This window comes from Rhizobium lentis (assembly GCF_017352135.1).
Classification (GTDB): domain Bacteria; phylum Pseudomonadota; class Alphaproteobacteria; order Rhizobiales; family Rhizobiaceae; genus Rhizobium; species Rhizobium lentis.
Genome location: NZ_CP071454.1, coordinates 23,618 through 46,335 on the forward strand (window position 1 = coordinate 23,618; position 22,718 = coordinate 46,335).

Consider the following 22,718-nt stretch of genomic DNA (forward strand, 5'->3'; position numbering starts at 1 on the left):
CATGGCGGACATCCGGATCGAAAATCTCCGCAAGGAATTCGGCAGCTTCGTCGCCGTTGAGGATTCGAGCTTCACCGTTCATGACGGCGAGTTCCTGGCGCTGCTCGGGCCTTCCGGCTGCGGCAAGACGACGACTCTTCGCATGATCGCCGGCCTCGAGTTGCCCTCGAGCGGCAAGATCCATCTCGACGGCGAGGACGTCACCTTCAACCGCGCCAGCGCCCGCGACATCGCCTTCGTCTTCCAGCTCTTTGCGCTCTACCCGCATATGAATGTTCGCAAAAACATCGGCTTCCCGCTGCTGTCGCAGGGCATGCCGAAGGCCGAGATCCGTCGGCGCGTCGAGGAGACCGCCCGTCTGCTGCAGATCGATCATATTCTCAACCGCTCGGTCTCTGGCCTTGCCGGCGGCGACCGGCAGCGCGTGGCGCTTGGCCGCGCCATCGTCCGCCGCCCGAAATGCTTCCTGATGGACGAGCCGCTCGGCACGCTCGACGCCGAGTTCCGCGAGATCATGGTCCATGAGCTCCGCGAACTGCACAACCGCATCCATGCCACCACCGTCTACGTCACCCACGACCAGCACGAGGCGATGGCCATGGCCGACAAGATCGCCGTGATGAACCACGGCGTCATCGAGCAGTTCGGCACGCCGCAGGAGATCTACGCCAAGCCGGCGACCATGTATGTCGCCGACTTCATCGGCTCGCCGCCGATGAACTTCATGCGCTTCACCTCCGGCCTGAAGAGCGGCGACAGATCCATCCTGCTCGACGGTGTCAATGTTGCCGTTCCCGAGATCCATCAGGACATGGCCGAGAGCGAACTGGCGCTCGGCGTCAGGCCGGAGCATATCCGCTTCAGCGACGCCTCGCCCCTTCGCGGCGCCGTCTATGGTAGCGAATATCTCGGCACCAACCAGGTTGTCGCAGTGGAAACTCCGGGCGGCCTGATCAAGGCCCGCGTTCCCGCCAACCGCAGCTTCCGGATCGGCGAGACCGTCGGCCTCGAATTCAACCCGGCGAACCTCGCGCTCTTCGACTGCGTCTCGGGCCGCGCGGTGCCATCCCAGCTCTATCAGGAGATCCGGCATGGCTGATGTCGTCCTCAGAAATCTCAGCAAGCGCTTCGGCGACACCCAGGCTCTTGATGAGCTCGATCTTTTTATCCGCGACGGCGAATTCGTCGTGCTGCTCGGTCCCACAGGCGCCGGCAAGACCACGACGCTCAGGCTGATCGCCGGCCTCGAAAGACCCGACAGCGGCCGCATCGAGATCGGCGGCCGCAATGTTGCGGCCGAAGCGCCGGCCGGGCGCGACGTCGCCTTCGTCTTCCAGCAATATTCGCTCTATCCGCACATGACTGTTTACGAAAACCTCGCCTTCCCGCTGAAGGCGCCGGTGCGCAAGCTGAGTGCGGAGGAGATCGACCGGCGCGTGCGCGAGGTCGCGCGCATGGTCCGGATCGACCACAAGCTGGAAAACCGGTCGACCAGGCTCTCCGGCGGCGAGATGCAGCGCGTCGCGATCGGCCGGGCGCTGGTGCGCCGGCCGGCGATCTATCTCATGGATGAACCGCTCTCCTCGCTCGACGCCAAGCTGCGCGCCGAACTGCGCCTGGAGCTGAAGCGCATCCAGAAGGAGCTCGGCTCGACGCTGCTCTACGTCACCCACGACCAGGTGGAAGCCATGACCATGGCCGACCGCATCGGCATCGTCGCCGAGGGCCGGCTGATGCAGGTGGGAACGCCGCGCGAGATCTACGGCAATCCCGCTAACCTGCATGTCGCCGCCCGCCTCGGCCAGCCGCATATCAACCTTCTGCCGGCGGACCTGCTGCCCGGCGGCCGTCCGCCCTCCGGCACCAAAACCGTCGGCGCGCGCACCGAACATCTCGATATCGTCGTTGGCAAGGATGCCAATGCCGAGGTCGACTGGATCGAGCATCTCGGCGACCAGAACCACCTGCACATCAGGGCTGGCAATCACAAACTCGTCACACTCGCGGATCCATATCTGGCGATCGCGCCGGGCGACCGGATCAGCCTGACGCTGCGCGATCCGCTTTATTTCGATGCGGCTGGACAGCGCCTATCGTGACCGGCAAACAAAATGATGATGGCATAAAAACAAACGGACGGGTCTCAATCGATGAAACACTTCTTCAACCGCAGGGAAACCATCGTCACCGAAGCTCTGGACGGCCTGCTTCTGACGACGAGCAGCGGCCGTCTCGCCCGTCTCGACAGCTTTCCCGACATCAAGGTGATCCTGCGCGCGGACTGGGACAAGTCCGAGGTGGCGATCATCTCGGGCGGCGGCGCCGGCCATGAACCGTCCCATGCCGGGTTCGTTGGTAAGGGCATGCTGACGGCCGCCGTCTCCGGCGAAATCTTCGCCTCGCCGAGCGTCGATGCGGTGCTGACGGCGATCCGCGCCGTGACCGGCCCGAAGGGCGCCCTGCTGATCGTCAAGAACTATACCGGCGACCGCCTGAATTTCGGTCTCGCCGCCGAAAAGGCGCGCGCCGAGGGTTTCGACGTCGAAATGGTCATCGTCGCCGATGACATCGCCATCCCCGGCATCAACCAGCCGCGCGGCGTCGCCGGCACGCTGTTCGTCCACAAGATCGCGGGCTATTGCGCCGAAAGGGGGGAGGACCTGAAGACGGTCGCGGCCCATGCCGCGGCCGCTGCCGGCGATATCGTCTCGCTCGGCATGTCGCTCTCCACCTGCAGCGTGCCTGGACAGGCGCATGAGGATCGCCTCGGCGCTGATGAAGGCGAACTCGGCCTCGGCATCCATGGCGAACCCGGCGCCGAGCGCATCGCGCTGCAGCCGGTCGCCGATATCGTCGCCACCATGGCGGCGCGCCTCACTTCAGCCTTGGGCGAAGGAGCAAACCACGCCCTCCTCATCAACAATCTCGGCGCCGTACCGCCGCTCGAAATGACGGTCATCGCCAAAACGGTGCTGTCATCGCCGCTTGGCCGCCACATCAGGCTGATCGTCGGCCCGGCGCCGATGATGACCGCTCTCAACATGAACGGCTTCTCGCTGTCGCTGATCCGGCTGGATGCCACGCGCGAAGCGGCGCTGACGGCAGCCGTCGAGCCGCATGCTTGGATGCCGGCCGTCGAACGCCATGAGATCAGGGTTATCGCCGCGCCGAGGACGGCGAGCCCCTTGAACGGCGCAGCTACTTCAAGCGAGAACAGCCGCAACCGGCGCCTGATCACGGCACTCTGCGAGCACCTGATCTCACAGGAAAACGAGCTCAACCGGCTGGACGGCCGCGTCGGCGATGGCGATACCGGCTCGACGGTGGCCGCAGGCGCCCGCAGCGTGCTTGCGCGCCTCGACACGTTGCCTCTCGATAAGCCGGCGGCAACGCTTGCCTCGCTCGGCGATATCCTCGGCACCAGCATGGGCGGATCGAGCGGCGTGCTGCTGTCGATCTTCTTCACCGCGGCGGCTAAGGCGATGGCCGATAAAGCCGATATATCAGCGGCTCTTCTTGCCGGGCTCGACAGGATGACGTTCTATGGAGGAGCAGGAGTCGGCGACCGGACGATGGTCGATGCGCTGTCGCCTGCCCTGCAGGCGCTCGCGTCAGGGGATATCGCTGCCGCAGCAAGGGCAGCGGCATCAGGTGCTGAGTCGACGAAGATGATGACGAAGGCGAGAGCCGGACGCGCCTCCTATGTCGGCGAAAGAGATCTGGCGGGTGTCGCCGATCCCGGCGCGGTTGCGGTTGCCGGCGCGTTCGGCGTGGCGGCAAGCCTCGCCTGACCGGGTAAAGTTCGAGAGCCCGCGTGAGAAAGGGCGACAGGGAGGAAGGCAGTGCAGGCGGAACCGGTGCTTGTGGCGGGATTGATCGAGGTGTGCCGCGCGACGATCGCGGAAAACGCCGATCACCTCTGCGCACTCGATCGCGCGATCGGCGATGGCGATCACGGAACCAATATGCGGCGCGGCTGCGAGGCGGTGAGCGCCGAGGGCGAAAGCCTGTCCAGCCTGCCCTTCCCCGACGCCGTGGAAAAGATCGGCCTGACGCTGGTGATGAATGTCGGCGGGGCGGCCGGTCCGCTCTACGGCACGCTGCTGATCGAGATCGGCCGCGAGCTTCGCAAAAACGAGGAGAAGGTCGATTTTTCCTTGGTGCTGAAGCAGGCGATTGACGCCGTAGCAAGGCGCGGGCGGTCGCACGCCGGCGACAAGACGCTGCTCGACGTGCTCTATCCCGTCCATGCCGCGGTGGCCAAGCGGTCACCGCTCGGTGACGTCGCCCGCAAGGCCGAACGCTCTGCCAACAGGACCGCCGCGATGAAGGCGATGCGCGGACGAGCCGCCTATCTCGGCGACCGCTCGATCGGCCATGTCGATCCCGGCGCGTCGAGCTGCGCGCTCTTGACCACGGCGATCTGCCGCTACCTCGGGGAGCGTCACCCCCAATGAATGAAAGGACCGGCATGAATGGAAAGACCGCAAACGTGGGCATTGTGATCGTCTCCCACTCGCCATTGGTGGCAAGGGGCATCGCCGACATGGTGCGGCAGATGGTCGGTGACTGCGTGCCGCTCGCCTGGTCTGGCGGCAATGTCCATGGCGAGCTCGGCACCGATGCCGGCGGCATCCTGAAGGCGATCGAGGCCGCTTGGTCCGATGCCGGCGTCGCCGTCTTCGTCGATCTCGGCGGCGCCGAGACCAACAGTGAGATGGCGATCGAAATGCTGGGCCTTCCCCGGTCGGCCCGCGTCTCCATCTGCAACGCCCCGCTCGTCGAAGGCGCCGTCATCGCCGCCGCCGAAGCCTCAGGGGGCGCGTCGCTCGCCAAGGTCGTCGCCACAGCCGAGGAACTGTCACCCTGATGACGAGTGGATTGCGTATTGAGAAACGGGAGCCTGATCCATTGCACCTGAATTGCCAGACGGAGGTGGAAGTCAAACACGGCGTCGGGCTGCATGCGCGCCCCTCCGTCACCTTCACGCGGCTTGCCAAGTCTTTTCCTTGCTCGATCGAGGTCGCCGTCAACGGCAGCGATGTCTGGCTGAACGGCAAGAGCATCATCAAGATCATGGGCGCGCGAATCCGCAAAGGATCGATCCTCAGAATACGGGCAGACGGCATTCTCGCCGAAGAGGCGATCCGCGCGCTCAAGGAACTCATCGAGCGCAATTTCGATGAGGAAAAGAAACATGGCAGAACCGCTTAGGCTGAAAGCAAAGAGCGCATCCCCCGGCATCGCATCCGGCCCGGCCTTTCTCGCGGAGGAGCCGAAGGCTGCTTCGGCGCCCGGAACCGCCGGCGGCTACGGAGCGCTCGAGAAAGCTATCGATATCTCGATCGGCGAACTCGAGCGCCTCGCCGAGGGCGCGGATGCCGAAAGCCGCGATATCATCGATTTCCAGATCGAGGTGCTCCGCGATCCCAGCATCGCCGAAGCAACAGGCGCGCGCATGCAAGCCGACGAAAATGTCGTCTTCGCCTGGGTCGCCACGCTCGACGCCTATATCGACGAACTCGAAGCGGCCGACGAGGAACAGATGCGGGCGCGCGCCATCGACATTCTCGACATCAAGAACCGCGTGCTCGGCGCGCTCGCCGGCACCCCAGTCGCCGATTTCCCGCCCGGCTCGATCTTCGTCGGCAAGGACATGGAGCCGAGCCGCTTCCTCGCTCATGACTGGTCGAAGGGCGGCGGTATCGCGTTGTTTGCGGGTAGCACCGCCGGCCACGTCGCTTTGCTCGCCCGGGCGAAATCTGTGCCGATGGTGGTCGGCACAGGTCGTTTTTCGGCCACGGACGGCGATCCTGTCGGCGTCGATGGTGACGCCGGCGCCGTCATCCTCAAGGCGGGCGGCATGCTGATCCCGCTCGCGCCGGCCGGTGACATCAAGGCTGAAAGCGACGAGCTGCGCACGGCGGACGGCGTACCGATCCTTATCTCCATCAACATCAACGATCCCGCCGAGATCGATGCGCTCGATCCGGCAACCGCGGGCGTCGGCCTGATGCGGTCAGAATTTTCAGTCACCTCGATCGCCGACGCCGCCAATGAGGAACGGCAGCTGGCGATCTATCGCCGCGTGCTGGAGCAGGCCGGCGAACGGCCGGTGATCATAAGAATGCTGGATATCGGCGGCGACAAGCCGCTTGCCGGCCTCGAAGACCTGCCGGCTCTCGAGCCGGGCCTGCGCGGCATCCGGCTGCTGCTTGCCCGGCCGGAAATCGCCCGCGTCCAGGCCCGCGCCCTGCTGCGCGCCGCCGTCTTCGGCAAGCTCTCGGTGATGCTGCCGATGGTGACCTTTCCCGACGAGATCGACAGGATGCGCGAACTGTTCCGCGAGGAAGCCGAAAAGCTCGGCCGCCGTTCCCTGCTGCACCGCATGCCGCCGCTCGGCATGATGGTGGAAGTGCCGTCGGCCGCATTGATGCTCGAAACTTTCGCATCGGCAGCCTTCTTCTCCTTCGGAACTAACGACCTCACGCAATATCTCGCCGCCTCCGCCCGTGATGGCAACGAGGCCGATGCCGGCAAGGCAGCACCCGCGGTGCTCCGGCTGATTGAACAGGCAGTAAAGCTTGCCGGTGACAAGCCCGTCAGTATCTGCGGCGACATGGCCGGCGATCCCCGCTACCTCCCAGGTCTGCTTGCCGCCGGCCTGCGGCATTTTTCCGTGGCGCCGGCCCGCCGTCCCGCGATAAGATCGGCGATAACAGGCCTCAACGCCGATGGCACAAGGGCAGCCGGAGAGTAGGATGGCGCGCGAAGACACCGAAGACGCCATAATCGCCTACAAGTCCATTCTGGCGCAGATCATCGACAATAGGCCATCCGGCACGCGCCAGCGCCTGGCGACTGCGCTCGGCAAGCACCGCAGCTTCGTCACCCAGATCACCAGCCCGACCTATGCGACGCCGCTGCCGGCGCGCCATCTGGCGACGATCGTGCGCGTCTGCCATTTCAGCGCCACTGAGGAAGAACGATTTCTAGAAGCCTACCAGGCCGCCCATCCCGGCAAGCTGCCGGATCTCGGCCATTCCGAGAAATTGCGGCACTTGTCGCTGATGGTGCCCGACTTCGGCGACGACAGGAAAAACCGCCTCCTGGAAGAGGCGATCTCCGATCTGGTGCAGAAGATCGTCGCGATATCAGGGGCGAGCGAGCAGTGAAGAGTGAGCGGACTGACGTTGCGTAATGTTTCTGGCCTTGGGAGGGGCTTGATGAAGAAGTTCATGAATACCGCGGAAACCATGGTCGCCGAAAGCGTCGAAGGCTTCGTGCGCGCCCATGAGGCTTTCGTGGTGTTCGGGTCCGAGCGCAAATGCGTCCGCCGCCGCCATCTCACATCAGGCAAGGTGGCGCTGATATCAGGCGGGGGCGCCGGCCACGAGCCGATGCATATCGGCTTCGTCGGTCAGGGCATGCTGGATGCCGCCTGCGTCGGCCATATCTTCACCTCGCCGACGCCCGCCCAGATCATGACCGCAATCGAAGAGGCCGATACCGGCGCCGGCTGCCTGCTCGTGGTCAAGAATTACGACGGCGACCTGATGAATTTCGAAATGGCGATCGAGATGGCCGGTGACCGCCACAGCCTCGACATGATCGTCGTCAGCGACGATATCGAGACGTCGAAATCAGGCGACGGCCGCGGCCGTCGCGGCGTCGCGGGAACGCTGATCGTCGAAAAGATCCTGGGTGCCGCCGCCGAACGCGGCATGCCGCTCGCCGAATTGAAACAGCTTGGCGAGGGGCTGAACACCCGCATCCGCTCGATGGGGGTCGCGTTGAACGGCGTGACGGTACCGCAGACCGAGCGCACGACGTTTTCGCTCGGACCCGACGAGATGGAAATGGGCGTCGGCATTCATGGCGAGCCAGGCCATGCCAGGCAGCCCTTCGCCGCCGCCGAGGCTATTATCGGCCATCTCTGCGAGACCATCATCGCCGACATCGCACTGACGCCGGGCGGCGGGGCGCTGCTCTTCGTCAACGGCCTCGGCGGCACGCCGCCCGCAGAACTCTATCTCGCCTATGCCAGCGCCCGCCGTTTCATCGAGGAGAAAGCCATCCCGATCGAGCGCTCGCTTGTCGGAACCTACGTCACTTCGCTCGACATGCAGGGACTGTCCGTCACCCTCGCCTTACTGACCGACGAGGAGATCGCGCTCTGGGACGCGCCGGTGGCGACGGCGGCTTTGCGCTGGCCGTGACAGCCTTCCCACATCAAATGTAGAGCGGCGCCATCTTCCGCCAGGCGCCGGCGCGGTGGGCGCGGCCGTCCCAGACATGCAGCTGGTGGCGAATGTTCTTTTCACCGAGCAGCCGGCTGAGATAGCGGTTGTTGTCGAGGAAGGGATCGGCATCGCCGATGGTCAGCACGATGTCGATCTCACGCAGCCTGTCGAGCCGCCAGTCGGTGCCGAGCCCCGGCAGGAAATGCGTCGGCGTGTGGAAATAGACGCTGTCGTCGTAATAGCCGTCGAACAGGTCACCGAAGGATTCCACCTTCATCGTCAGATCGTAGCGGCCGGAAAAGGCGACGAGCTTGCGGAAGAGATGCGGATGGCGGAAGACGAGGCTCGTGGCCTGAAAGGCGCCGAGACTGCATCCATGCGCGATGGTGCAGTCATGCGGGTTCTTCGCCGCCATCAGCGGCAGCACCTCGTGGAGAATATAATCCTCCAGCGCCGCATGCCGGCGAATGCGCTCGGACGGATGATGGTGGAAGCCGTAGAGGCTGTCGGCAGCGAGGCCCTCGATGCAATAAAGCTGGATGTGGCCGGCCGAGAGCTTGTCGCTCAGGCTCGCCACCAGGCCGAGCTGTTCATATTCAAAGAAACGCCCTTCCCGCGTCGGAAAGACCAGAACCTTGGCGCCGGCGTGGCCGAACACCAGCATCTCCATCTCCCGATGCAGCCGCTGACTGTACCAGCGCAGATATTCGCGATTCATGGCACCCTGAAGAACTGTCCGATCTTGTCGCGGAGAACCGCCTCTTCCTCAGCACTTCCAGTGTAATCGAAATGACCGGCGTCCAGGATGAAGATTTCATTATATTTCCGTATCGCATTTGCGACAGCGAATTGGCAGGGCGGCGCGACCGAAGGGTCGAAAAGCGCCACGGCCGTCAGCATCGGCACATCGATCCGCCTCGCCGCGGTCGCAGCATCGTAGAAGCGCAGCGTCTCTAGCACGTTGCCGTGGTCGGCCTGATATTCCTGAACCGATTGCGCGCTGCCGACACTCGGCAGCTTCAGCCGCAGCGGCTGGTGGCCGAAGCTCGGGAGCGCCAGATGACCGCGATCGATGCGCTCGTCATAGGCGATCGCCATCGCCCCGACTCCGCCGCCGAAGCTGATGCCGCTATAGCCGATATTGCCGGAGAGCCAGGGATAGAGCGTGACAAGCGTCGAGACGGCAAGCCAGATATCCTCGACGCAGCCGCCGATAATATAGGCGTCGCGCTTGTCGATATCGTGCAGCACATGCCAGGACGGGTTCTCGGAGATCGGCGGATGCCGGCTCAGCGACAGTCCGCGACAGCAGGGAAAGATCACCGCCGTTTCCTCGACCGGCAGATTGAGGTCAGGCTGATCCCGCCCGCCATAGCCATGCCCGACGACGAGACCTCGCTTCACCAGCCCCTGGCGCGGCAGCAGCAGCCAGCCGCCTATCTTGAACGCATCGGTCGAGACATAGACGAGATCGCGCACGTGCCAGTCGGGATGGCTGAGCTTGCTCACAGAAAGCATCGGCTGCGGATCGACATCAAGCGCCTTCAGATACCGCGCCTCCCAGAAAGCATCGAAGCCCGCAGGTTCCTCCGGCGGTTCGATCGCCAGAAGCTCTTCGAGCCGCATGCCGTAGGTTGGGTCGAAGGCGAAAGGATGTGTCTTGGGAATGCTCATCCGGGCTTTGTCGCGTGAAAGCCCGGGCTGTGCAAGCTTGCCGCTCCCCTTCCCCAGAGCAGCCTATTAGGCTGCGGCCCCCGCCGCCTCCAGGATCAGCCGGCTGATCTCGTCCGGATGAGAGATCAGCGAGAGGTGGCTGGCCTTCACTTCGATGGTATTTGCCCCCATGCGCTTGGCCATGAAACGTTCGAGATCGGGGTCGATCGTCCGATCCTCGGTCGAAACCGCATACCAGCTCGGCTTGGAACGCCAGGCGGCCTGCGTGGTCTTGCCTGATAGCAGCGCCTTCTGGAACGGCTGCTGCACGGCGTAGAGCACCTTTGCCTTGGCTTCCGGCAGATCGCCGGCGAAATCTCTGAGGAAGGCGGCCTCGCTCAGGCGCCCCTCGTCGCCGTCGAAGACGATGCCGGCCGAAGCCGGCGGCGTCGGATAGGTCTTGGCGAGCGCGGTATAATCCTCGCCAGCATCAGGTGCCCGCGCCGCGACATAAACGAGAGCCGAGACATTCTCATGTACGCCTGTCTCGGTGACGAGCATGCCGGAGAAGGAATGCCCGACCAGCACGGTCGGCCCATCCTGCCGATCAAGCACCCGCTTAACCGCAGCGGCTGCCTCGGGCAGCGTCGTCAGCGGATTTTGCACTGCCGTCGCGTTGAGACCGGCCGCCTGCAGTCGCGCAATCACCTCGGTCCAGCAGGAGCCATCGGCAAACAGCCCGTGCGCCAGCACGACATTGCGCGCCTTCACGGGAGCTGATGTCGCGGCCATGCCGCGGCTGGAAAGAAGAGTGGCGGCAGCGCTGGCAACGAGGGCAGCCGAAAAAGCCCGTCTGTTCATCATCATGATCTGGTTCCTTGCAAACATGGGTCCAAGACCGGGAATCCGGAGTCGGTGAAAAATAGGTGGATCGATAACATTGCTGGGAACGCCTCCAGCCCAGGCGCAAGGTATCGGCCTCCGCTCGGCTTCGAAGCACCCTTCCCGTATTCCCACTTCGTATTTGTTACGGCCCGCGTATACAGAACGACGTCGACGGGGGACTTGTGTATTCTTGTTTCAGAAAATGTCAATTATTGAATACGTAACAGCTTCGTGATAGCAGTTACGCATACACACAGCTCATGCCCACCATCAGAATTTGCATACATGGCGGAACGCCGCGTCAGCCCAGGAGAGCAATGATGAATGGCTTCGACGGTGAAGACGGCGACGACCGCAGCCTCATCTCCGACCGCATCCGCAATGCGCTGACCGACGAGATCGCTGCCGGCACGCTGGCGGCGGGTGCGGCCCTTGACGAACAGCAGCTCGCCGATCGTTTCGGGGCCTCCCGCACGCCGGTCCGGGAAGCCTTGCGACAGCTCGCAGCCGGCGGCCTCGTCGAGCTTCGCGCCCGCCGCGGCGGCATCGTCGCCAGTATGACGGCTGAGCGCATCATGGACATGTTCGAGACTGTAGCCGAGATCGAAGCCGTCTGCGTCAGGCTTGCCACCTACCGCATGACGCCGCTAGAGCGCAGCCGCCTGATCGAACTGCACGATCTCTCCCGGCCGATCGTCGAGGCCGGTGACTTCAACGCCTATGACAGCTTCAACCGCCAGTTCCACGAAACCATATATCACGCCACCCATAACGGTTTCCTGGCCGAGCAGGCGATCGCGATCCGCAACCGCCTGAACGCCTTCCGCCGCACGCAGCTGCGCCAGGGCGAGCGGCTGAGCCGCTCGCGCGAGGAGCATGAAGCCATCATGCAGGCGATCGCCGAAGGCGACGGCGAGATGGCCTCGCGCCGCATGCGCGCCCATATGCTCAACGCCGCGACCTCGCTCAGCCGTTTTATCGAGGCCGGCAAGCCGTTATGAGTCGCAAGCTCTTACGGCGCGGGGCAGCGGTATTTATGGGCGATCAAGGTCGTCATCAGCTCGTCACCGCTGGCCTCGCGTATGCCGGGATTCTCTTCCAGGAATGTGCACAGCGTATTGCCGATCGTTTCCGCCGTCGTTCCAACCGGGACACATAGGTTTATACCGACGGAATTGGCAAAATAGGCCGAGCTCACCATCTCTTTCGGCGCGGGAACGACTTCGGTGAAAATACGACGGGCGAGATAGTCGTCCCGGTTCCACTTGTCCAACCAACCGGCAACATATCCGACGACCAGCCGCCGGGATCCGCTGCAATCAGAATAAAGCAGGTCACCGCTTGAAAAACCGGCGGGAATCTTTGCTGAAATCGTTGCCAACAACGTTGCGATAAGAATGCCCGACATAGTTTCTCCCGAAGCTCGCAATAGCGCGGAGCTTTGATCGGAAAGATGTCGGAAATTAGCTTTAAAAGTGTCATCTTTTCTGCCGCAGTCGAAAGTTGCAACTACCGATCGCCAGCACTCTTGCGATGCTGTCTGGCGCAGTCGATTGCACCGTCTTCACGCAGAAACCGGCACTTGAAGCTTGCGATTTAATCGGATGCGATATATAGATGTCGGCATTGAACAAGCCGGACGGATAGAGCCATGCCCGCCTCTAAAAACGCAAAAGCAGCCGACATGCCCGCCTCCCCGCAGGCCGGTGAGGGCGGCAAGAAGCTTTCGAACTTCCTGTGCTTCGCCGTCTATTCCGCCAATCTCGCCTTCGGCCGCGCCTACAAGCCGATTCTGGACGAGCTTGGCCTGACATACACGCAATATATCGCGCTGGTCGCCCTCTCCGAGGAGGACGGCCAGACGGTCAGCATGCTGGGGGAAAAGCTATTCCTCGAATCCAACACGCTGACGCCGATCCTCAAGAAGCTGGAATCGGCCGGCTATCTCACGCGCCATCGCGATCCCGCCGATGAACGGCAGGTCCGCGTGAGCCTGACGCCGGCTGGTCGCGATCTCCTCCTCGACGTAGACCCTGGCGGCACGCTGATTGCGGCCAGCGGCCTCGGCGATGATTTTCCCGTCGTACGACAATCGGTGACAAGGCTGCGCGATAACCTGTTGCGAGCGCAGGCCGAACCGGAAAAACCTTGATAGCGGCAGTTGTCACGAGTTGGTGAGATCAGTGCTGCGCAGTGCGGGGTTCGGTCGTCGCGGCGCATTTTTCTTCCGCAGCAAGGAGACCACATGCCCGAGATTGCGATGGGTGCCTTGAGCCGCAACGGGATGCTCCTTCTCGCAAGGCGAAATTCAGAGCGCCGGATCTATCCGGATCGCTGGAGTCTCCCCGGCGGCCACATCGAGGATGGCGAAGACGCCGAGACGGCGATGTGCCGGGAATTGTTGGAGGAAATCAGCGTCATGCCCGAGCGCTGGCAACTTGCGGCAAAGTTCGTCTCCCAAGCTCCGCCCGAGGCATCCGCCACCTTCCACGTCTATCACGTCGATCAATGGCAGGGACTGCCGCAGCTCGTCGGCGATGAACATACCGAACTCAGATGGTTCACTGCCGCCGAGGTTGAACAGGAAACCGAGCTGGCGCCGTCCCAGCTCGGTGAAATACTTGCTAGGCTCGCAATGTGAGGAAGCGGCGAAGACTAAGAAGCGCGGCGCGCTTCCTGATTGACTGCCGCAGCGGCCGAAATGCGGTCCTCAGCTCGGCAGTGAAAACCATCGGCTGCTCCCAGGCTGCGAAGTGCCCTTCTCCAGCCTGTAGTGAATGAGCTTCGGATAGGCCTTCTCCGCGCAGTTCTTCGGCGCCTGGTAGATCTCGTCGGGAAAAGCACTGACGGCAATCGGGATCTTGATGCCCCCGGGGTCGAAGAAACCTCCAGTCGGATGATATGCGTCTTCCCAATAAAGGTGCGCCAGGCTATGCCTCTGCTGCCTTGACTGCTCTTTCAGGCTGGCGCGATGACACTGCGGACAACGCACCCTCCTCCATCATCTCGGCCGCTTTCGCGTAACCGCCGCCCATTCCGTCCAGGAAATGCAGGTGCGAATCCGGCCGGCCCGATGGCACGAGGCAGGTCATCAGCGCATGCGACTGGCGGTGCAGGCCGAAATCGATCTCGCCGCGCGCTCTTGCCGCGATGAGAATAGCTTCGACGCTGTCGATCTGTTCCGGCGTGCAGTCCAGCGTCAGGCGCAGACCGTCGTCGAATTTGCGGAAATCCGAGTTGCGGGCGACGTCGGACCAGGTGGTGGCACTAACCTGCCGTGCGCCATCCCTCGGCACCGCGCTCTCTGCCGAAATCGGATAGGACCGGCGCGGCGCGGTATCGAAAACAGCAAGCACGCGTTTTGCGAGCGCCGCAAAAACCTCCGGGCTGGTATCATCGCGGGGCTCGACCAGAAGCGAGAGAATTTCGCCCTGTCGGCTCGGGAACGGCGCCCAATCGCAGCTGAGGCCTGTGAGGTCCGGCCTCGTTGCGTAGCGCCCCGGCTTGACCAGATAGCGGCCGTTCTTGATCTGCTGCTCCGCCCATTTGAGGCCGCCGCCTGCAAACATCGCATAAGTCGCAGTCTCGGAGGCGGCATAGCGCGCGATCTTCACGTCGCGACCGGCGGCACGGATTTCACGCACGGTCAGCAGACCGACACGAAGGTCGAGGTTGAGATCAGTCGCGGCGAAGCTCGCGACCTGTCGCAATGCCGATGTCGCGGCCATGAGCCCGTGCGGCGGCAGAGCGAAGGCCGCTCCGTCTCCGCGAAACACGAAGGGGAAATCGAAGGAGCCCCAGGCATTGCCGAGGGCCGCGATAATCGAGGCGCCGGCATAATTAACGTCCTCATAGCGCCCTGCCCCGATCGCCGCGGTCGAGCTTGCGACGTCTGTGATACCGATTAGCCAATCATCAGGCAGCGGCTCGTAGACATCGGGGTCTAGCAGAAGCGAAAACTCGTCATGAGCCCGGTGCTGCTCTGCATGGCTGTCGGTCATCGCATATTCTCCGGATCGGTCGATAGAGGCTGGTTCAGGAACGGGTCTGCCCCAAATCGGCAGACCCCGCTTCGAAGACGACGGCGAAAGGCGCCGGCCCTTCCGGTCAGACAAGCCGGGTTTCGACGTCGATATTGCCGTGCGTCGCTTTGGAATAAGGGCAGATGCCGTGAGCCGCCTCGATCAGTTCCTCAGCAACGTCTCGTTCGATTCCAGAGAGGCTGACATTGAGGCGCGCGCGCAGGAAGAACGAGCCGTTGTCGGCGTTGAGGGTAATCTCGGCGTCGACCTCGGGACCGGCTGGCAGCGCGATCTTCCGTTGCGCGGCGGCAAGTTCGATGGCGCCGATATAGCAAGCCGACCAGGCGGCGCCGAACAGGTTCTCGGCCGCCGGATGCGGCTGCGGCAGCTTGATGTCGAGCGTGCCGTCGCTGCTGCGCGCATAGCCGTCGCGGCCGCCGGCGATGTGGGTCTTCCCAGTGAAAAGAAGCTTCTCGGTCATGATAGTGTCCTCTAGGTCGGTGATTTAGATCGCATCCGCTTAAATCGGATACGAGGTTAATACGCCTCGCCAAACCCTATGTCAACACCATTCGATTTAATCGGATACGAGTTATTTCCAGCCCGCCGCGGGACTTGGCCAGGTTGGCTGCCTGTTTGCCCGCTTACATGAGCGCTTACCTTTTGCTCAATGCAGGTCGCCGCAGGCCGGTGTGATGCAGTTCGCGGGCGCTCTCAAGACCGTGGCCGGCCGTCGTCGAACAGAGTGGCAAGCCACTGGTAATATCGCGGCTGCTTCTCCCGCAACTGACTGCGCGAATAAGGCGGCCGATCGATATCGCCATAAAGGTACACGCTCGCAGTGACGGCGAAGAATTCGCGGTGGTTGCTCATCATGTAGGAATCGCCCGGCCAGAGCCCCCGGCCGCTGCTGAAGAATTGCCTGATGTCGCGATTGCCGAATCCACCGGGCAGCATCCGGTCGTTATAGGCATGCAGAAGCTCGTGTAGGATGATCGGCTTGTCGGGATCGAGGCTTCTAACGCGCAGGTCGATGCCGGTCTTGCTGCTGTAATGGCCGGGACCGAAACCGGCGGCGGCGGGGTTGGCCCAAATCGGAATGGTCCGCATGAAGGTGAGGACCTCGGGCTTCAGATGGACGTGTTCGACAATGTCCAGCTGCCTTTTGACGGCTGCGACCATTTCCTTGTCTGGTTCGGCGCCCCGGGCATTGGTGAGATCGACCTGCCATCCGTGATAGCCGAAAACGAGCGGATCGGCAGTTACCGGTCCCGCTCCCACGAGCGTAATGGCGATAACGGCGAAAAGCGCAAGGATCTTCGAAATCGTCCGCACCGGCCCCTCCTGGGCGTATCACGCGCCGACTGTCGCACAGGCGATCACAAGGCACAATCACGCCTCGCAGCGCTGGTGTCGCTGACGCAGTCCCGGAAAAAGCCCAAGCGCTGCTCAGACCTTCTCTTTCTTTCTGATCTTTTCTTTCGGCTCAGCCGGCACATCGGGTGTCGGGGCGAGCAGCTTGCGCAGCGATGCGATCTTGTCCTTCACCAGCGGCCGGAAACGCGTCGCACGATAGGGCATGTCGGCTGCGCCGTAACCTTCCGGACCGTCATCATTGCCGCGGTGGATCTCCGCGAGCTTGACGCCGATGAAGGTGCCGTCGACATAATGGGTATATTCGCCCACCCAGCGGATCGTATAGATCTCGCCCTTGCGGATGAGCTGGTCGATGCTGACATGCTTGAAGGTATCGTTGATGCAGACCACCTTCTGGCCGACATGGAATTCATAGCTCATGGATCAGACTTTCCAATAGCGCTCCGCCTCGCCGGTCCATAGCGCGTCCGGCGGCCGGGATGAACCCTTTTCTTGAAACAGGGCCCAATTGCCTCGGCCGCAGCCGCGCCCTCGCCTAGTCGCAATATGCCTTGCCGCTCTTGCGGGAACGCAGATCGAAGTGGAAGTGGTTCCAGTGTTCCGGGTTGCTGCCCGGCCCGAGCACGGTATTGAAATAGCGGCAGCTGTCGGTACGCACCGCCTTCAGGAGCCGGCCTTCGCGCAGTGAGAACAGACCCTTTTTGCGCACGTCGATCGCGTGGCCGTTCTTCAGCACGAACTTGCCGACGTCGATTGCATTGCCGCGGGCATGTTCCGACATCGGATTATACCGCTGCCGGCTGTTATTCATGCGCCGGCAGGAATAGCCGCCGAGCGGCTGGATCGTCTTGATGCCGCTCCAGTAGCGAAAACGGGCGGACGGCGCCAGCTCGTTCTTCACCCATTTGGCGAAGGCAAGCGTCACCTGGCAGTTCAGCGTCACGGCCGGCTTCACCCCGATATTACCGGAAAGCCCCTTCAGAGATACTGGATAGGGAACCTGGCAGGCGGGCCCTTGTGAGATTGGCGGCTTCTCGTCGAAGAGCACGCCCATGCGCTTCAGCTCGCGCCGGCAGGCAAGCTCGGAGGCCGGCATGACGCTCGGGTCGACCGGCGCAACGGGCTGGCTCATCATCGGGTTGTTGGGGCGAAGCATCGCGACTTCCTCGGCCTCGTCCTCTTCGGGAACCCGGGTCGGCTCCAAGACCGGACTGCCATCGCTCCAGGCGGGGGTCCGGCTCATCTCGGCCTGTGCTGCCGGCTGCGGCATTGATCGCGGCGCCGGCTGGCGCATCGGCTGATTGATCTGAGAAGGATTATCGGTGCCGATGCCGTCGACGACCGGTTCGCTGGCGTTGCCCTCGGCGATCTGCTGCTGTTGCTCCTGCGCCAGGCCGACAACCGGCTCGGCCCCGAGCTCGTCATCCATGTTGACGCCGCCGGATGGGATCGCAAGGTTCTGCGTGCCGCCCCAGTTCTCCGTCTGCTGGCCTGCCGCCATCGCCTCGTCGCTGTCGATCATCGGCAGCTTATTTCCGCGTGCCGCCGGCGCGGACCGCGTGGCATTGCCGGTGCCGGCAAGGTTCGGCGTATCGAGATAATCGACGGAGCCTTGCGAATTGCCGACAGGCGCACTGGAAACGGGATAGGAGGCCTGGCTCTCCACCGGCGCCATGCGCACCGCAGGAGCCATACGCGCGGCAGGCGCCCGCGCAGGCAAGATGGAACTGACCCTTGTGCCGTTGTCGACATTGGCCGGCGGCGTGAGCCCGTCGCTGATCGAACAGGTCGTCAGCGCCACCGAAAGCAGCACGGGCAAAAGAGATCGCCGAGGAAAGGAAACAAACGCCATACTCTTATCGCTTCCGCAGGCCGGCAGTGCAGTGACCGAAAAAACTCGGTCCAATTTTAATTAAAAACGGTGAACGAAAACTTACCCGCACAATCTGGAGGCGACGGAAATGAAAAAGGCCGGTCGCCCGGCCTTTGATCTGTCGTTCAACTCACGCTGCCCGTGTGTATCGGGCCTCGGCCTGCCGCCCTGCCTCGCGCAGGCGGAAATTCGCGAGCAGCGTCTTCAACTGCGTGCTTTCGTCGGCAAGCGTGCGGCTTGCCGCCGTCGTCTCCTCGACCATCGCCGCGTTCTGCTGCGTCATCTGATCCATATGGTTGACGGAGCTGTTGATCTCGTTCAGCCCCGTCGCCTGCTCGCGCGCCGCCGTCGCGATCGAGGCGACGTGATCGTTGACCTGGTTGACCAGCGCCTCGATCTCCAGCAGCGCGTCGCCCGTCGAGCGCACCAGCGCAACCCCGCCCTCGACTTCCGAGGCCGAACTGCTGATCAGCGCCTTGATCTCCTTGGCCGCATTGGCGGAACGCTGCGCGAGTTCGCGCACTTCCTGGGCGACGACGGCAAAGCCGCGGCCCGCCTCGCCTGCCCGCGCCGCCTCGACGCCGGCGTTGAGCGCCAGAAGGTTCGTCTGGAAGGCGATCTCGTCGATAACGGAGATGATCTGGTTGATGCGGCTCGAGGATTCCTCGATCCGGCCCATCGCCTTCACGGCGTTGCGGACGATGTCGCCGGAGCGCCCGGCGCTCGCCTTGGTCTCGGCCACCATCTCGCGCGCCTCGTTGGCCCGCTCGGATGCCGTTTTGACCGTCGCGGTGATCTCGTCGAGCGCTGCCGCCGTTTCTTCGAGGGCGGCCGCCTGCTGTTCCGTGCGCTTTGACAGGTTGCCCGTCGCTTCGCTGATGTCGGACGCGCTGTCGTTGACGACACGGCTCGATTCGGCGATCGCATGGATGACGCCGTTCAGCGCATCGACCGCGGCGTTGAAGTCGCTCCGAAGCTTGGCGTAGTCCTCGCCGATATCGCCGATCGAAACCGTCAGATCGCCGCCGGCGAGCTTCTCCAGGCCGACGCCGAGCGCCTGCATCGCGTGGGTCTGCCGTTCGGAAGCCGAGCGCAGGCTTGCCTCGTTGCCGCGGCGCTCTTCCTCGATCTGCCGCTGCCTCTCGGCTTCACGCCCGCGCAGAGCGCTGCGCTCGTCGACGGAATCGCGCAGCACCATCAGCACCTTGGCCATCTGGCCGACCTCGTCGCGATACTCGCTGCCGGAGATCTCCACCGATGCTTCTTCGGCGGCAATTCCATTCATCGCCGTTTTCAGCCGGGCGATCGGCGACGTCACGCTGCGCACGATGGCAAAGGCGATCGCGATCGTGGCGAGGGCGCCGATCAGGCAGGCCACAGCGGCCCACATCACATTCTGGCGATAGAGGGCCGCAAGGTCGTCACCATAAACGCCGGTGCCGACGATCCAGCCCCAGGGTTCGAAACCGGCGACATACGAATATTTCAGCACCGGCTCTTCAGCGCCCGGCTTCGGCCAGTAATAATCGACGAAGCCCTTGCCGTCCTTTTTCACCTTGTTGACGAACTCGACGAAGAGGAACTTGCCGTTCGGATCCTTTATCTGGGAGATGTCGGTTCCATTCAGCGCCGGCTTGATCGGATGCATCACCATCTTGGGATGCATGTCATTGATCCAGAAATAACCGTCAGCGCCGTAGCGCATCGCGCCGATCACGTCCTTGGCGGTCGCCTGCGCCTGGTCGCGGGTCATCGTGCCCGCCTGCTCCATCTTGTAATATTTGTCGAAAATGCCGAGCGCCGTCAAATCCAGCTGCGCCAGCCCCGCCTTCCGTTCCTCCTCCAGCTCGGAGTAGGAATAATTTAGAAAGAAGACCATCGTCGCCGCGAGCACGGCAAGGGTGAAGGCGACGAGACAGTAAAGACGAGTGGAAATCTTGACGTTGCGCATGAGGTTCCCAGCGATTCTGTATGTGAGATTAATCCCATACTGAACCATCGGAATTACTGGAGCGTAAAGCTTAATTAGGCATCACTTAAATAACGTGAGGAGAGGTCTTGGTTGTAAAGTTCAACCAGTTGAAGCGGCATGGAATTTGGATCGAACCGGATACTGCGTTTTTTTTTCGACCGCCGCTTACTCCAAGCGTCCCAAACAAAGTGCCGTGCCTATCCTTGTCGTCTTTTACAGCCCCCAGCCTTTGCACTAGGCTGCTTCCCGGTGAATCGCCGACCCTGTGACCCACACCAGATGGAGAACCCTTGATGACCGAAGCCGCCAAGCCCAGAGGCGAACTGACGCTGCGTACACTCGCCATGCCGGGCGATGCCAATCCGGCCGGCGATATCTTCGGCGGCTGGGTCATGGCGCAGATGGACCTTGCATCCGGCATCCGCGCCGCCGAGCGCGCCAAGGGCCGCGTCGTCACCGCCGCCGTCAAGGAAATGGCCTTCGAACTGCCGGTCAAGATCGGCGACACGCTGTCGGTCTATACCGATGTCGAGCGCGTCGGGCGCACCTCGATCACGCTGATCGTCGAAGCCTGGGCGCACCGTTCGCGCTACGCCAAGATGGAAAAGGTCACCGCCGGCACCTTCATCATGGTGGCGCTCGACGAAGAGGGAAAGCCGAAGCAAGTCCCCGAAGAGTGACAGACCAGGGGCGACAACATGGAAACGGTCAGCTCGCCGGAGGTCTTCCTTCATATCAAGGTGGTGATGGGTATGGTCATCAGCCTTTCACTGGCGAGGGTACTCACCGGCCTTGCCGGCATCGTGCAGCATCCCGGCAAGGCGAGGGTCTACCCCGTCCATCTCGGCTGGGCGCTGTCTCTATTCCTGTTCATCATCCATATCTGGTGGTGGGAATATCGCCTGCAGGCCGTGCCCATCATCGGCTTTGGCATCTATCTCTTCCTCGTCTGCTTCTGCAGCCTGTTCTTCCTGCTCTGCGCCCTGCTCTTCCCGGCGAGCCTCGACGAATATGGCGGCTACGAGGAATATTTTATTTCAAGGCGCAAATGGTTCTTCGGCGTCCTCGGCCTGATCTACGCCGTCGATATCCTCGACACGGCGATCAAAGGCCATGACCGCATCCTCTCGCTCGGCTGGGAATATCCCGCCCGCAATATTATCTACATTATCCTCTGCACCATCGCCGCCTGGACGCCCAACCGTCGCTTCCACACGGCCTTCATCATCGCCAACCTGGTCTATCAGGTCAGTTTCATCTTCCGGCTTTACGATGTGTTGGGGTAAGGAGCGGTCGGGCGAAGCCCGAACAATCGATCCAGTGAATCGATTGCAGCGACGAACGCCCTGAGCCCAAGCGAAGGGCCGGGCAGCGGCTTGCTCCCTCTTCGTCCAGCGGGGAGGAGCTGCCCGCAGGGCAGATGAAGGGGAGAGCGGCAAAGCCGCGAATGCGCTGAGCGTAAGCGAAGGGGAACAATGGTCACGCGTGCGGCGGAAGGGAACACTTCCGCCCTCACACCTTCAAAAATTGCGACCCCTTGTCGAACCCCAGCCCTGGAAAGATCTTCCCCGTCAGATCATCCATACCGACGTCGAACTGCCGGTAAAGCATCGCCGCCGCCACCTCCCGCACATCCGCCGTCGGCATCAGGTCCCGGTCGTCAAGCAGCTGGCCGTCACTGACGCCCGGCCAGCGGCCGAGGACGCGGCCGCCATTGATGGCGCCGCCTGACAGTACCGCGCAGCCGCCGGTGCCGTGGTCAGTGCCGCCGGAGCCGTTCTGGCGGACGGTGCGGCCGAATTCGGTCATGGCAAGCACCACAGTCTTTGCCCAGATCTCAGGGCCGAGCGTCGTCTTCAGCGTGTTGATCGCCTGCGCGAGATCCTGTACCGGCCGCTTGAACTGGCCGGCCTGGCCGATATGCGTATCCCACCCGGTGATCGAGAAACTGGCGATACGGTAATCGCCCTTCAGCATATTAGCTGCAAGCGCTGCGACATCGGCGGTCTTTTCGCCACGCTGGCCATCCGGCTCGATCATCATCGAGGCGGTGTCGGCGCGCGTCGCCTCGGCAAGTGCTTCGGCGAAAGGCGGATCGCCGGCATAGAGCCGCGCCAGGAACTGCATCTCGTCGCGTGCCGGCGGCAGATTGGAATCCGACGCCCAGACGTCGACATTGTTCGGTCCCGAGAGGATCAGCTCCGTCGAGGTGTTGATGTCGATCGCCTTGCGGGCATCCGAGCGTGGAATGACGGCGAGCGCCCGGTTCAGCCAGCCGGTCCTTTCCTCCGCGACATGTTCGCCTCCGGATTCCAGCATGTCCTGGCCGTCGAAATGGCTGCGCTGGTCGCGATAGGGCGTCGACACCGCCTGGACGAAGGCGAGTTCTCGGCTCTTCCAAAGCGGCATCAGTTCAGCGGCGGCGGGATTGAGGCCGAAGTGCCCGTCGAGATCGAGAAGCCCCTTATCGGGCGTCAGCGCCAGCGTCGGCCGGAGGGCCGCAAAACCGGAATCGCCATAAGGCTGCACCAGATCGAGCCCGTCCATCGCGCCGCGCAGTACGATGGTGACGAAACGGTTATCGCCCGGCATCGCGGCGAAGGTGAGCGGCGTGAAGACGGGAGCGGCGGCCAGACAGCAGGCAGAGGTCAGAAAGCCGCGGCGGGAAAGCAAGATCCGGTTCATTGCGAGCC

General features: G+C 62.9%; 25 protein-coding genes and 1 pseudogene. 14 read left to right on the forward strand and 12 right to left on the reverse strand.

Going from position 1 to position 22,718, the window contains the following annotated elements; genetic code table 11:
• The first annotated feature begins 1 nt into the window (after position 1).
• From J0663_RS00145 to J0663_RS00185, 9 genes are read left to right on the forward strand one after another with little or no spacing between them, the layout of a single operon-like run.
• Positions 2 to 1,099, forward strand: a complete 1,098-nt coding sequence (locus J0663_RS00145) for an ABC transporter ATP-binding protein (protein ID WP_207242493.1) — start codon at positions 2 to 4, stop codon at positions 1,097 to 1,099.
• Positions 1,092 to 2,099 carry an ABC transporter ATP-binding protein gene (locus J0663_RS00150; protein WP_207242494.1) on the forward strand — a complete coding sequence of 336 codons (1,008 nt, stop codon included), beginning with the start codon at positions 1,092 to 1,094 and terminating at the stop codon, positions 2,097 to 2,099. The genes J0663_RS00145 and J0663_RS00150 overlap by 8 nt, the downstream gene beginning before the upstream one ends.
• A gap of 51 nt (positions 2,100 to 2,150) precedes the next feature.
• The gene (locus J0663_RS00155) at positions 2,151 to 3,791 is read left to right on the forward strand and encodes a dihydroxyacetone kinase subunit DhaK (RefSeq protein WP_207242495.1); all 1,641 of its coding nucleotides are present in this window, start codon (positions 2,151 to 2,153) and stop codon (positions 3,789 to 3,791) included.
• 51 nt (positions 3,792 to 3,842) lie between these two features.
• Entirely contained in the window at positions 3,843 to 4,457 is a 615-nt protein-coding gene (gene dhaL / locus J0663_RS00160) for a dihydroxyacetone kinase subunit DhaL (RefSeq protein ID WP_207242496.1), read from the forward strand.
• A gap of 14 nt (positions 4,458 to 4,471) precedes the next feature.
• Entirely contained in the window at positions 4,472 to 4,870 is a 399-nt protein-coding gene (gene dhaM / locus J0663_RS00165) for a dihydroxyacetone kinase phosphoryl donor subunit DhaM (RefSeq protein WP_138393496.1), read from the forward strand.
• Positions 4,870 to 5,214 (forward strand): HPr family phosphocarrier protein, encoded by a 345-nt coding sequence (locus J0663_RS00170; protein ID WP_207242497.1) that lies wholly within the window; start codon positions 4,870 to 4,872, stop codon positions 5,212 to 5,214. Before dhaM ends, J0663_RS00170 begins: the two co-directional genes overlap by 1 nt.
• Entirely contained in the window at positions 5,198 to 6,760 is a 1,563-nt protein-coding gene (locus tag J0663_RS00175; protein WP_207242498.1) for a putative PEP-binding protein, read from the forward strand. The genes J0663_RS00170 and J0663_RS00175 overlap by 17 nt, the downstream gene beginning before the upstream one ends.
• A gap of 1 nt (position 6,761) precedes the next feature.
• Complete coding sequence (locus J0663_RS00180; protein ID WP_097600013.1) at positions 6,762 to 7,175, forward strand: hypothetical protein; 414 nt, start codon at positions 6,762 to 6,764, stop codon at positions 7,173 to 7,175.
• A 51-nt stretch (positions 7,176 to 7,226) separates the two neighbouring features.
• On the forward strand, positions 7,227 to 8,219 hold the full coding sequence (locus tag J0663_RS00185) for a dihydroxyacetone kinase subunit DhaK (RefSeq protein ID WP_207242499.1): 993 nt from the start codon (positions 7,227 to 7,229) through the stop codon (positions 8,217 to 8,219).
• A 13-nt stretch (positions 8,220 to 8,232) separates the two neighbouring features.
• Here J0663_RS00185 and J0663_RS00190 read toward each other — a convergent pair whose 3' ends face one another.
• The 3 genes from J0663_RS00190 to J0663_RS00200 all read right to left on the reverse strand — a co-directional run bounded on the left by J0663_RS00190 (position 8,233) and on the right by J0663_RS00200 (position 10,763).
• Positions 8,233 to 8,961, reverse strand: coding sequence for an esterase family protein (locus J0663_RS00190; protein WP_207242500.1), 729 nt, complete (start codon positions 8,959 to 8,961; stop codon positions 8,233 to 8,235).
• A complete protein-coding gene (locus J0663_RS00195; protein WP_207242501.1) occupies positions 8,958 to 9,917 on the reverse strand; it encodes an acetylxylan esterase in 960 nt (319 codons plus the stop codon). The genes J0663_RS00190 and J0663_RS00195 overlap by 4 nt, the downstream gene beginning before the upstream one ends.
• A gap of 66 nt (positions 9,918 to 9,983) precedes the next feature.
• Positions 9,984 to 10,763, reverse strand: coding sequence for an alpha/beta fold hydrolase (locus J0663_RS00200; RefSeq protein WP_207242502.1), 780 nt, complete (start codon positions 10,761 to 10,763; stop codon positions 9,984 to 9,986).
• Between the two features lie 335 nt (positions 10,764 to 11,098).
• Here J0663_RS00200 and J0663_RS00205 point away from each other — a divergent pair, with 335 nt between their 5' ends.
• Positions 11,099 to 11,782 carry a GntR family transcriptional regulator gene (locus tag J0663_RS00205; protein WP_207242503.1) on the forward strand — a complete coding sequence of 228 codons (684 nt, stop codon included), beginning with the start codon at positions 11,099 to 11,101 and terminating at the stop codon, positions 11,780 to 11,782.
• A gap of 11 nt (positions 11,783 to 11,793) precedes the next feature.
• On the opposite strand, the gene J0663_RS00210 is transcribed toward J0663_RS00205, so the two are convergent.
• Positions 11,794 to 12,189 (reverse strand): hypothetical protein, encoded by a 396-nt coding sequence (locus J0663_RS00210; RefSeq protein ID WP_207242504.1) that lies wholly within the window; start codon positions 12,187 to 12,189, stop codon positions 11,794 to 11,796.
• A 243-nt stretch (positions 12,190 to 12,432) separates the two neighbouring features.
• On the opposite strand from J0663_RS00210, the gene J0663_RS00215 reads away from it, so the two are divergent.
• Positions 12,433 to 12,933 carry a MarR family winged helix-turn-helix transcriptional regulator gene (locus tag J0663_RS00215; protein ID WP_207242505.1) on the forward strand — a complete coding sequence of 167 codons (501 nt, stop codon included), beginning with the start codon at positions 12,433 to 12,435 and terminating at the stop codon, positions 12,931 to 12,933.
• Positions 12,934 to 13,026: 93 nt separating this feature from the next.
• Positions 13,027 to 13,422 (forward strand): NUDIX hydrolase, encoded by a 396-nt coding sequence (locus J0663_RS00220; protein WP_207242506.1) that lies wholly within the window; start codon positions 13,027 to 13,029, stop codon positions 13,420 to 13,422.
• Here J0663_RS00220 and J0663_RS31085 read toward each other — a convergent pair.
• The 7 genes and pseudogenes from J0663_RS31085 to J0663_RS00250 all read right to left on the reverse strand — a co-directional run.
• Positions 13,406 to 13,713: pseudogene (locus J0663_RS31085) on the reverse strand (hypothetical protein); the annotation flags it as partial. The gene J0663_RS00220 and the pseudogene J0663_RS31085 sit on opposite strands and share 17 nt — an antisense overlap.
• Positions 13,712 to 14,782: a DUF3095 family protein gene (locus tag J0663_RS00225; RefSeq protein ID WP_207242507.1), complete on the reverse strand. Its 1,071-nt coding sequence runs from the start codon at positions 14,780 to 14,782 to the stop codon at positions 13,712 to 13,714. The gene J0663_RS00225 and the pseudogene J0663_RS31085, both read right to left, overlap by 2 nt.
• Positions 14,783 to 14,888: 106 nt before the next feature.
• Positions 14,889 to 15,284 carry an Ohr family peroxiredoxin gene (locus J0663_RS00230; protein ID WP_207242508.1) on the reverse strand — a complete coding sequence of 132 codons (396 nt, stop codon included), beginning with the start codon at positions 15,282 to 15,284 and terminating at the stop codon, positions 14,889 to 14,891.
• 233 nt (positions 15,285 to 15,517) lie between these two features.
• A complete protein-coding gene (locus J0663_RS00235; protein ID WP_207242509.1) occupies positions 15,518 to 16,138 on the reverse strand; it encodes a hypothetical protein in 621 nt (206 codons plus the stop codon).
• 114 nt (positions 16,139 to 16,252) lie between these two features.
• Positions 16,253 to 16,600 carry a CAP-Gly domain-containing protein gene (locus J0663_RS00240; RefSeq protein WP_207242510.1) on the reverse strand — a complete coding sequence of 116 codons (348 nt, stop codon included), beginning with the start codon at positions 16,598 to 16,600 and terminating at the stop codon, positions 16,253 to 16,255.
• A 115-nt stretch (positions 16,601 to 16,715) separates the two neighbouring features.
• A complete protein-coding gene (locus tag J0663_RS00245; RefSeq protein WP_207242511.1) occupies positions 16,716 to 18,032 on the reverse strand; it encodes an extensin-like domain-containing protein in 1,317 nt (438 codons plus the stop codon).
• A gap of 151 nt (positions 18,033 to 18,183) precedes the next feature.
• The gene (locus J0663_RS00250; RefSeq protein ID WP_207242512.1) at positions 18,184 to 20,004 is read right to left on the reverse strand and encodes a methyl-accepting chemotaxis protein; all 1,821 of its coding nucleotides are present in this window, start codon (positions 20,002 to 20,004) and stop codon (positions 18,184 to 18,186) included.
• 314 nt (positions 20,005 to 20,318) lie between these two features.
• Between J0663_RS00250 and J0663_RS00255 the strand changes: the two genes are divergently transcribed.
• Positions 20,319 to 20,705, forward strand: a complete 387-nt coding sequence (locus tag J0663_RS00255; protein WP_207242513.1) for an acyl-CoA thioesterase — start codon at positions 20,319 to 20,321, stop codon at positions 20,703 to 20,705.
• 18 nt (positions 20,706 to 20,723) lie between these two features.
• A complete protein-coding gene (locus tag J0663_RS00260; protein WP_207242514.1) occupies positions 20,724 to 21,311 on the forward strand; it encodes a hypothetical protein in 588 nt (195 codons plus the stop codon).
• A gap of 226 nt (positions 21,312 to 21,537) precedes the next feature.
• Here the strand turns inward: J0663_RS00260 and J0663_RS00265 are convergent, their stop codons facing one another.
• On the reverse strand, positions 21,538 to 22,710 hold the full coding sequence (locus J0663_RS00265) for a DUF1501 domain-containing protein (RefSeq protein ID WP_207242515.1): 1,173 nt from the start codon (positions 22,708 to 22,710) through the stop codon (positions 21,538 to 21,540).
• Positions 22,711 to 22,718 lie beyond the last annotated feature (8 nt).

Coding starts and splice junctions, on each gene's coding strand:
- J0663_RS00220 (WP_207242506.1), top strand. CDS start 13,027: ATGCCCGAGATTGCGATGGGTGCCTTGAGCCGCAACGGGATGCTCCTT.
- J0663_RS00190 (WP_207242500.1), bottom strand. CDS start 8,961: ATGAATCGCGAATATCTGCGCTGGTACAGTCAGCGGCTGCATCGGGAG.
- J0663_RS00245 (WP_207242511.1), bottom strand. CDS start 18,032: ATGGCGTTTGTTTCCTTTCCTCGGCGATCTCTTTTGCCCGTGCTGCTT.
- J0663_RS00205 (WP_207242503.1), top strand. CDS start 11,099: ATGATGAATGGCTTCGACGGTGAAGACGGCGACGACCGCAGCCTCATC.
- J0663_RS00255 (WP_207242513.1), top strand. CDS start 20,319: ATGACCGAAGCCGCCAAGCCCAGAGGCGAACTGACGCTGCGTACACTC.
- J0663_RS00170 (WP_207242497.1), top strand. CDS start 4,870: ATGACGAGTGGATTGCGTATTGAGAAACGGGAGCCTGATCCATTGCAC.
- J0663_RS00180 (WP_097600013.1), top strand. CDS start 6,762: ATGGCGCGCGAAGACACCGAAGACGCCATAATCGCCTACAAGTCCATT.
- dhaM (WP_138393496.1), top strand. CDS start 4,472: ATGAATGGAAAGACCGCAAACGTGGGCATTGTGATCGTCTCCCACTCG.
- J0663_RS00185 (WP_207242499.1), top strand. CDS start 7,227: ATGAAGAAGTTCATGAATACCGCGGAAACCATGGTCGCCGAAAGCGTC.
- J0663_RS00200 (WP_207242502.1), bottom strand. CDS start 10,763: ATGATGATGAACAGACGGGCTTTTTCGGCTGCCCTCGTTGCCAGCGCT.
- J0663_RS00225 (WP_207242507.1), bottom strand. CDS start 14,782: ATGACCGACAGCCATGCAGAGCAGCACCGGGCTCATGACGAGTTTTCG.
- J0663_RS00210 (WP_207242504.1), bottom strand. CDS start 12,189: ATGTCGGGCATTCTTATCGCAACGTTGTTGGCAACGATTTCAGCAAAG.
- J0663_RS00145 (WP_207242493.1), top strand. CDS start 2: ATGGCGGACATCCGGATCGAAAATCTCCGCAAGGAATTCGGCAGCTTC.
- J0663_RS00260 (WP_207242514.1), top strand. CDS start 20,724: ATGGAAACGGTCAGCTCGCCGGAGGTCTTCCTTCATATCAAGGTGGTG.
- J0663_RS00215 (WP_207242505.1), top strand. CDS start 12,433: ATGCCCGCCTCTAAAAACGCAAAAGCAGCCGACATGCCCGCCTCCCCG.
- J0663_RS00240 (WP_207242510.1), bottom strand. CDS start 16,600: ATGAGCTATGAATTCCATGTCGGCCAGAAGGTGGTCTGCATCAACGAT.
- J0663_RS00250 (WP_207242512.1), bottom strand. CDS start 20,004: ATGCGCAACGTCAAGATTTCCACTCGTCTTTACTGTCTCGTCGCCTTC.
- J0663_RS00175 (WP_207242498.1), top strand. CDS start 5,198: ATGGCAGAACCGCTTAGGCTGAAAGCAAAGAGCGCATCCCCCGGCATC.
- J0663_RS00230 (WP_207242508.1), bottom strand. CDS start 15,284: ATGACCGAGAAGCTTCTTTTCACTGGGAAGACCCACATCGCCGGCGGC.
- J0663_RS00265 (WP_207242515.1), bottom strand. CDS start 22,710: ATGAACCGGATCTTGCTTTCCCGCCGCGGCTTTCTGACCTCTGCCTGC.
- J0663_RS00155 (WP_207242495.1), top strand. CDS start 2,151: ATGAAACACTTCTTCAACCGCAGGGAAACCATCGTCACCGAAGCTCTG.
- J0663_RS00195 (WP_207242501.1), bottom strand. CDS start 9,917: ATGAGCATTCCCAAGACACATCCTTTCGCCTTCGACCCAACCTACGGC.
- J0663_RS00150 (WP_207242494.1), top strand. CDS start 1,092: ATGGCTGATGTCGTCCTCAGAAATCTCAGCAAGCGCTTCGGCGACACC.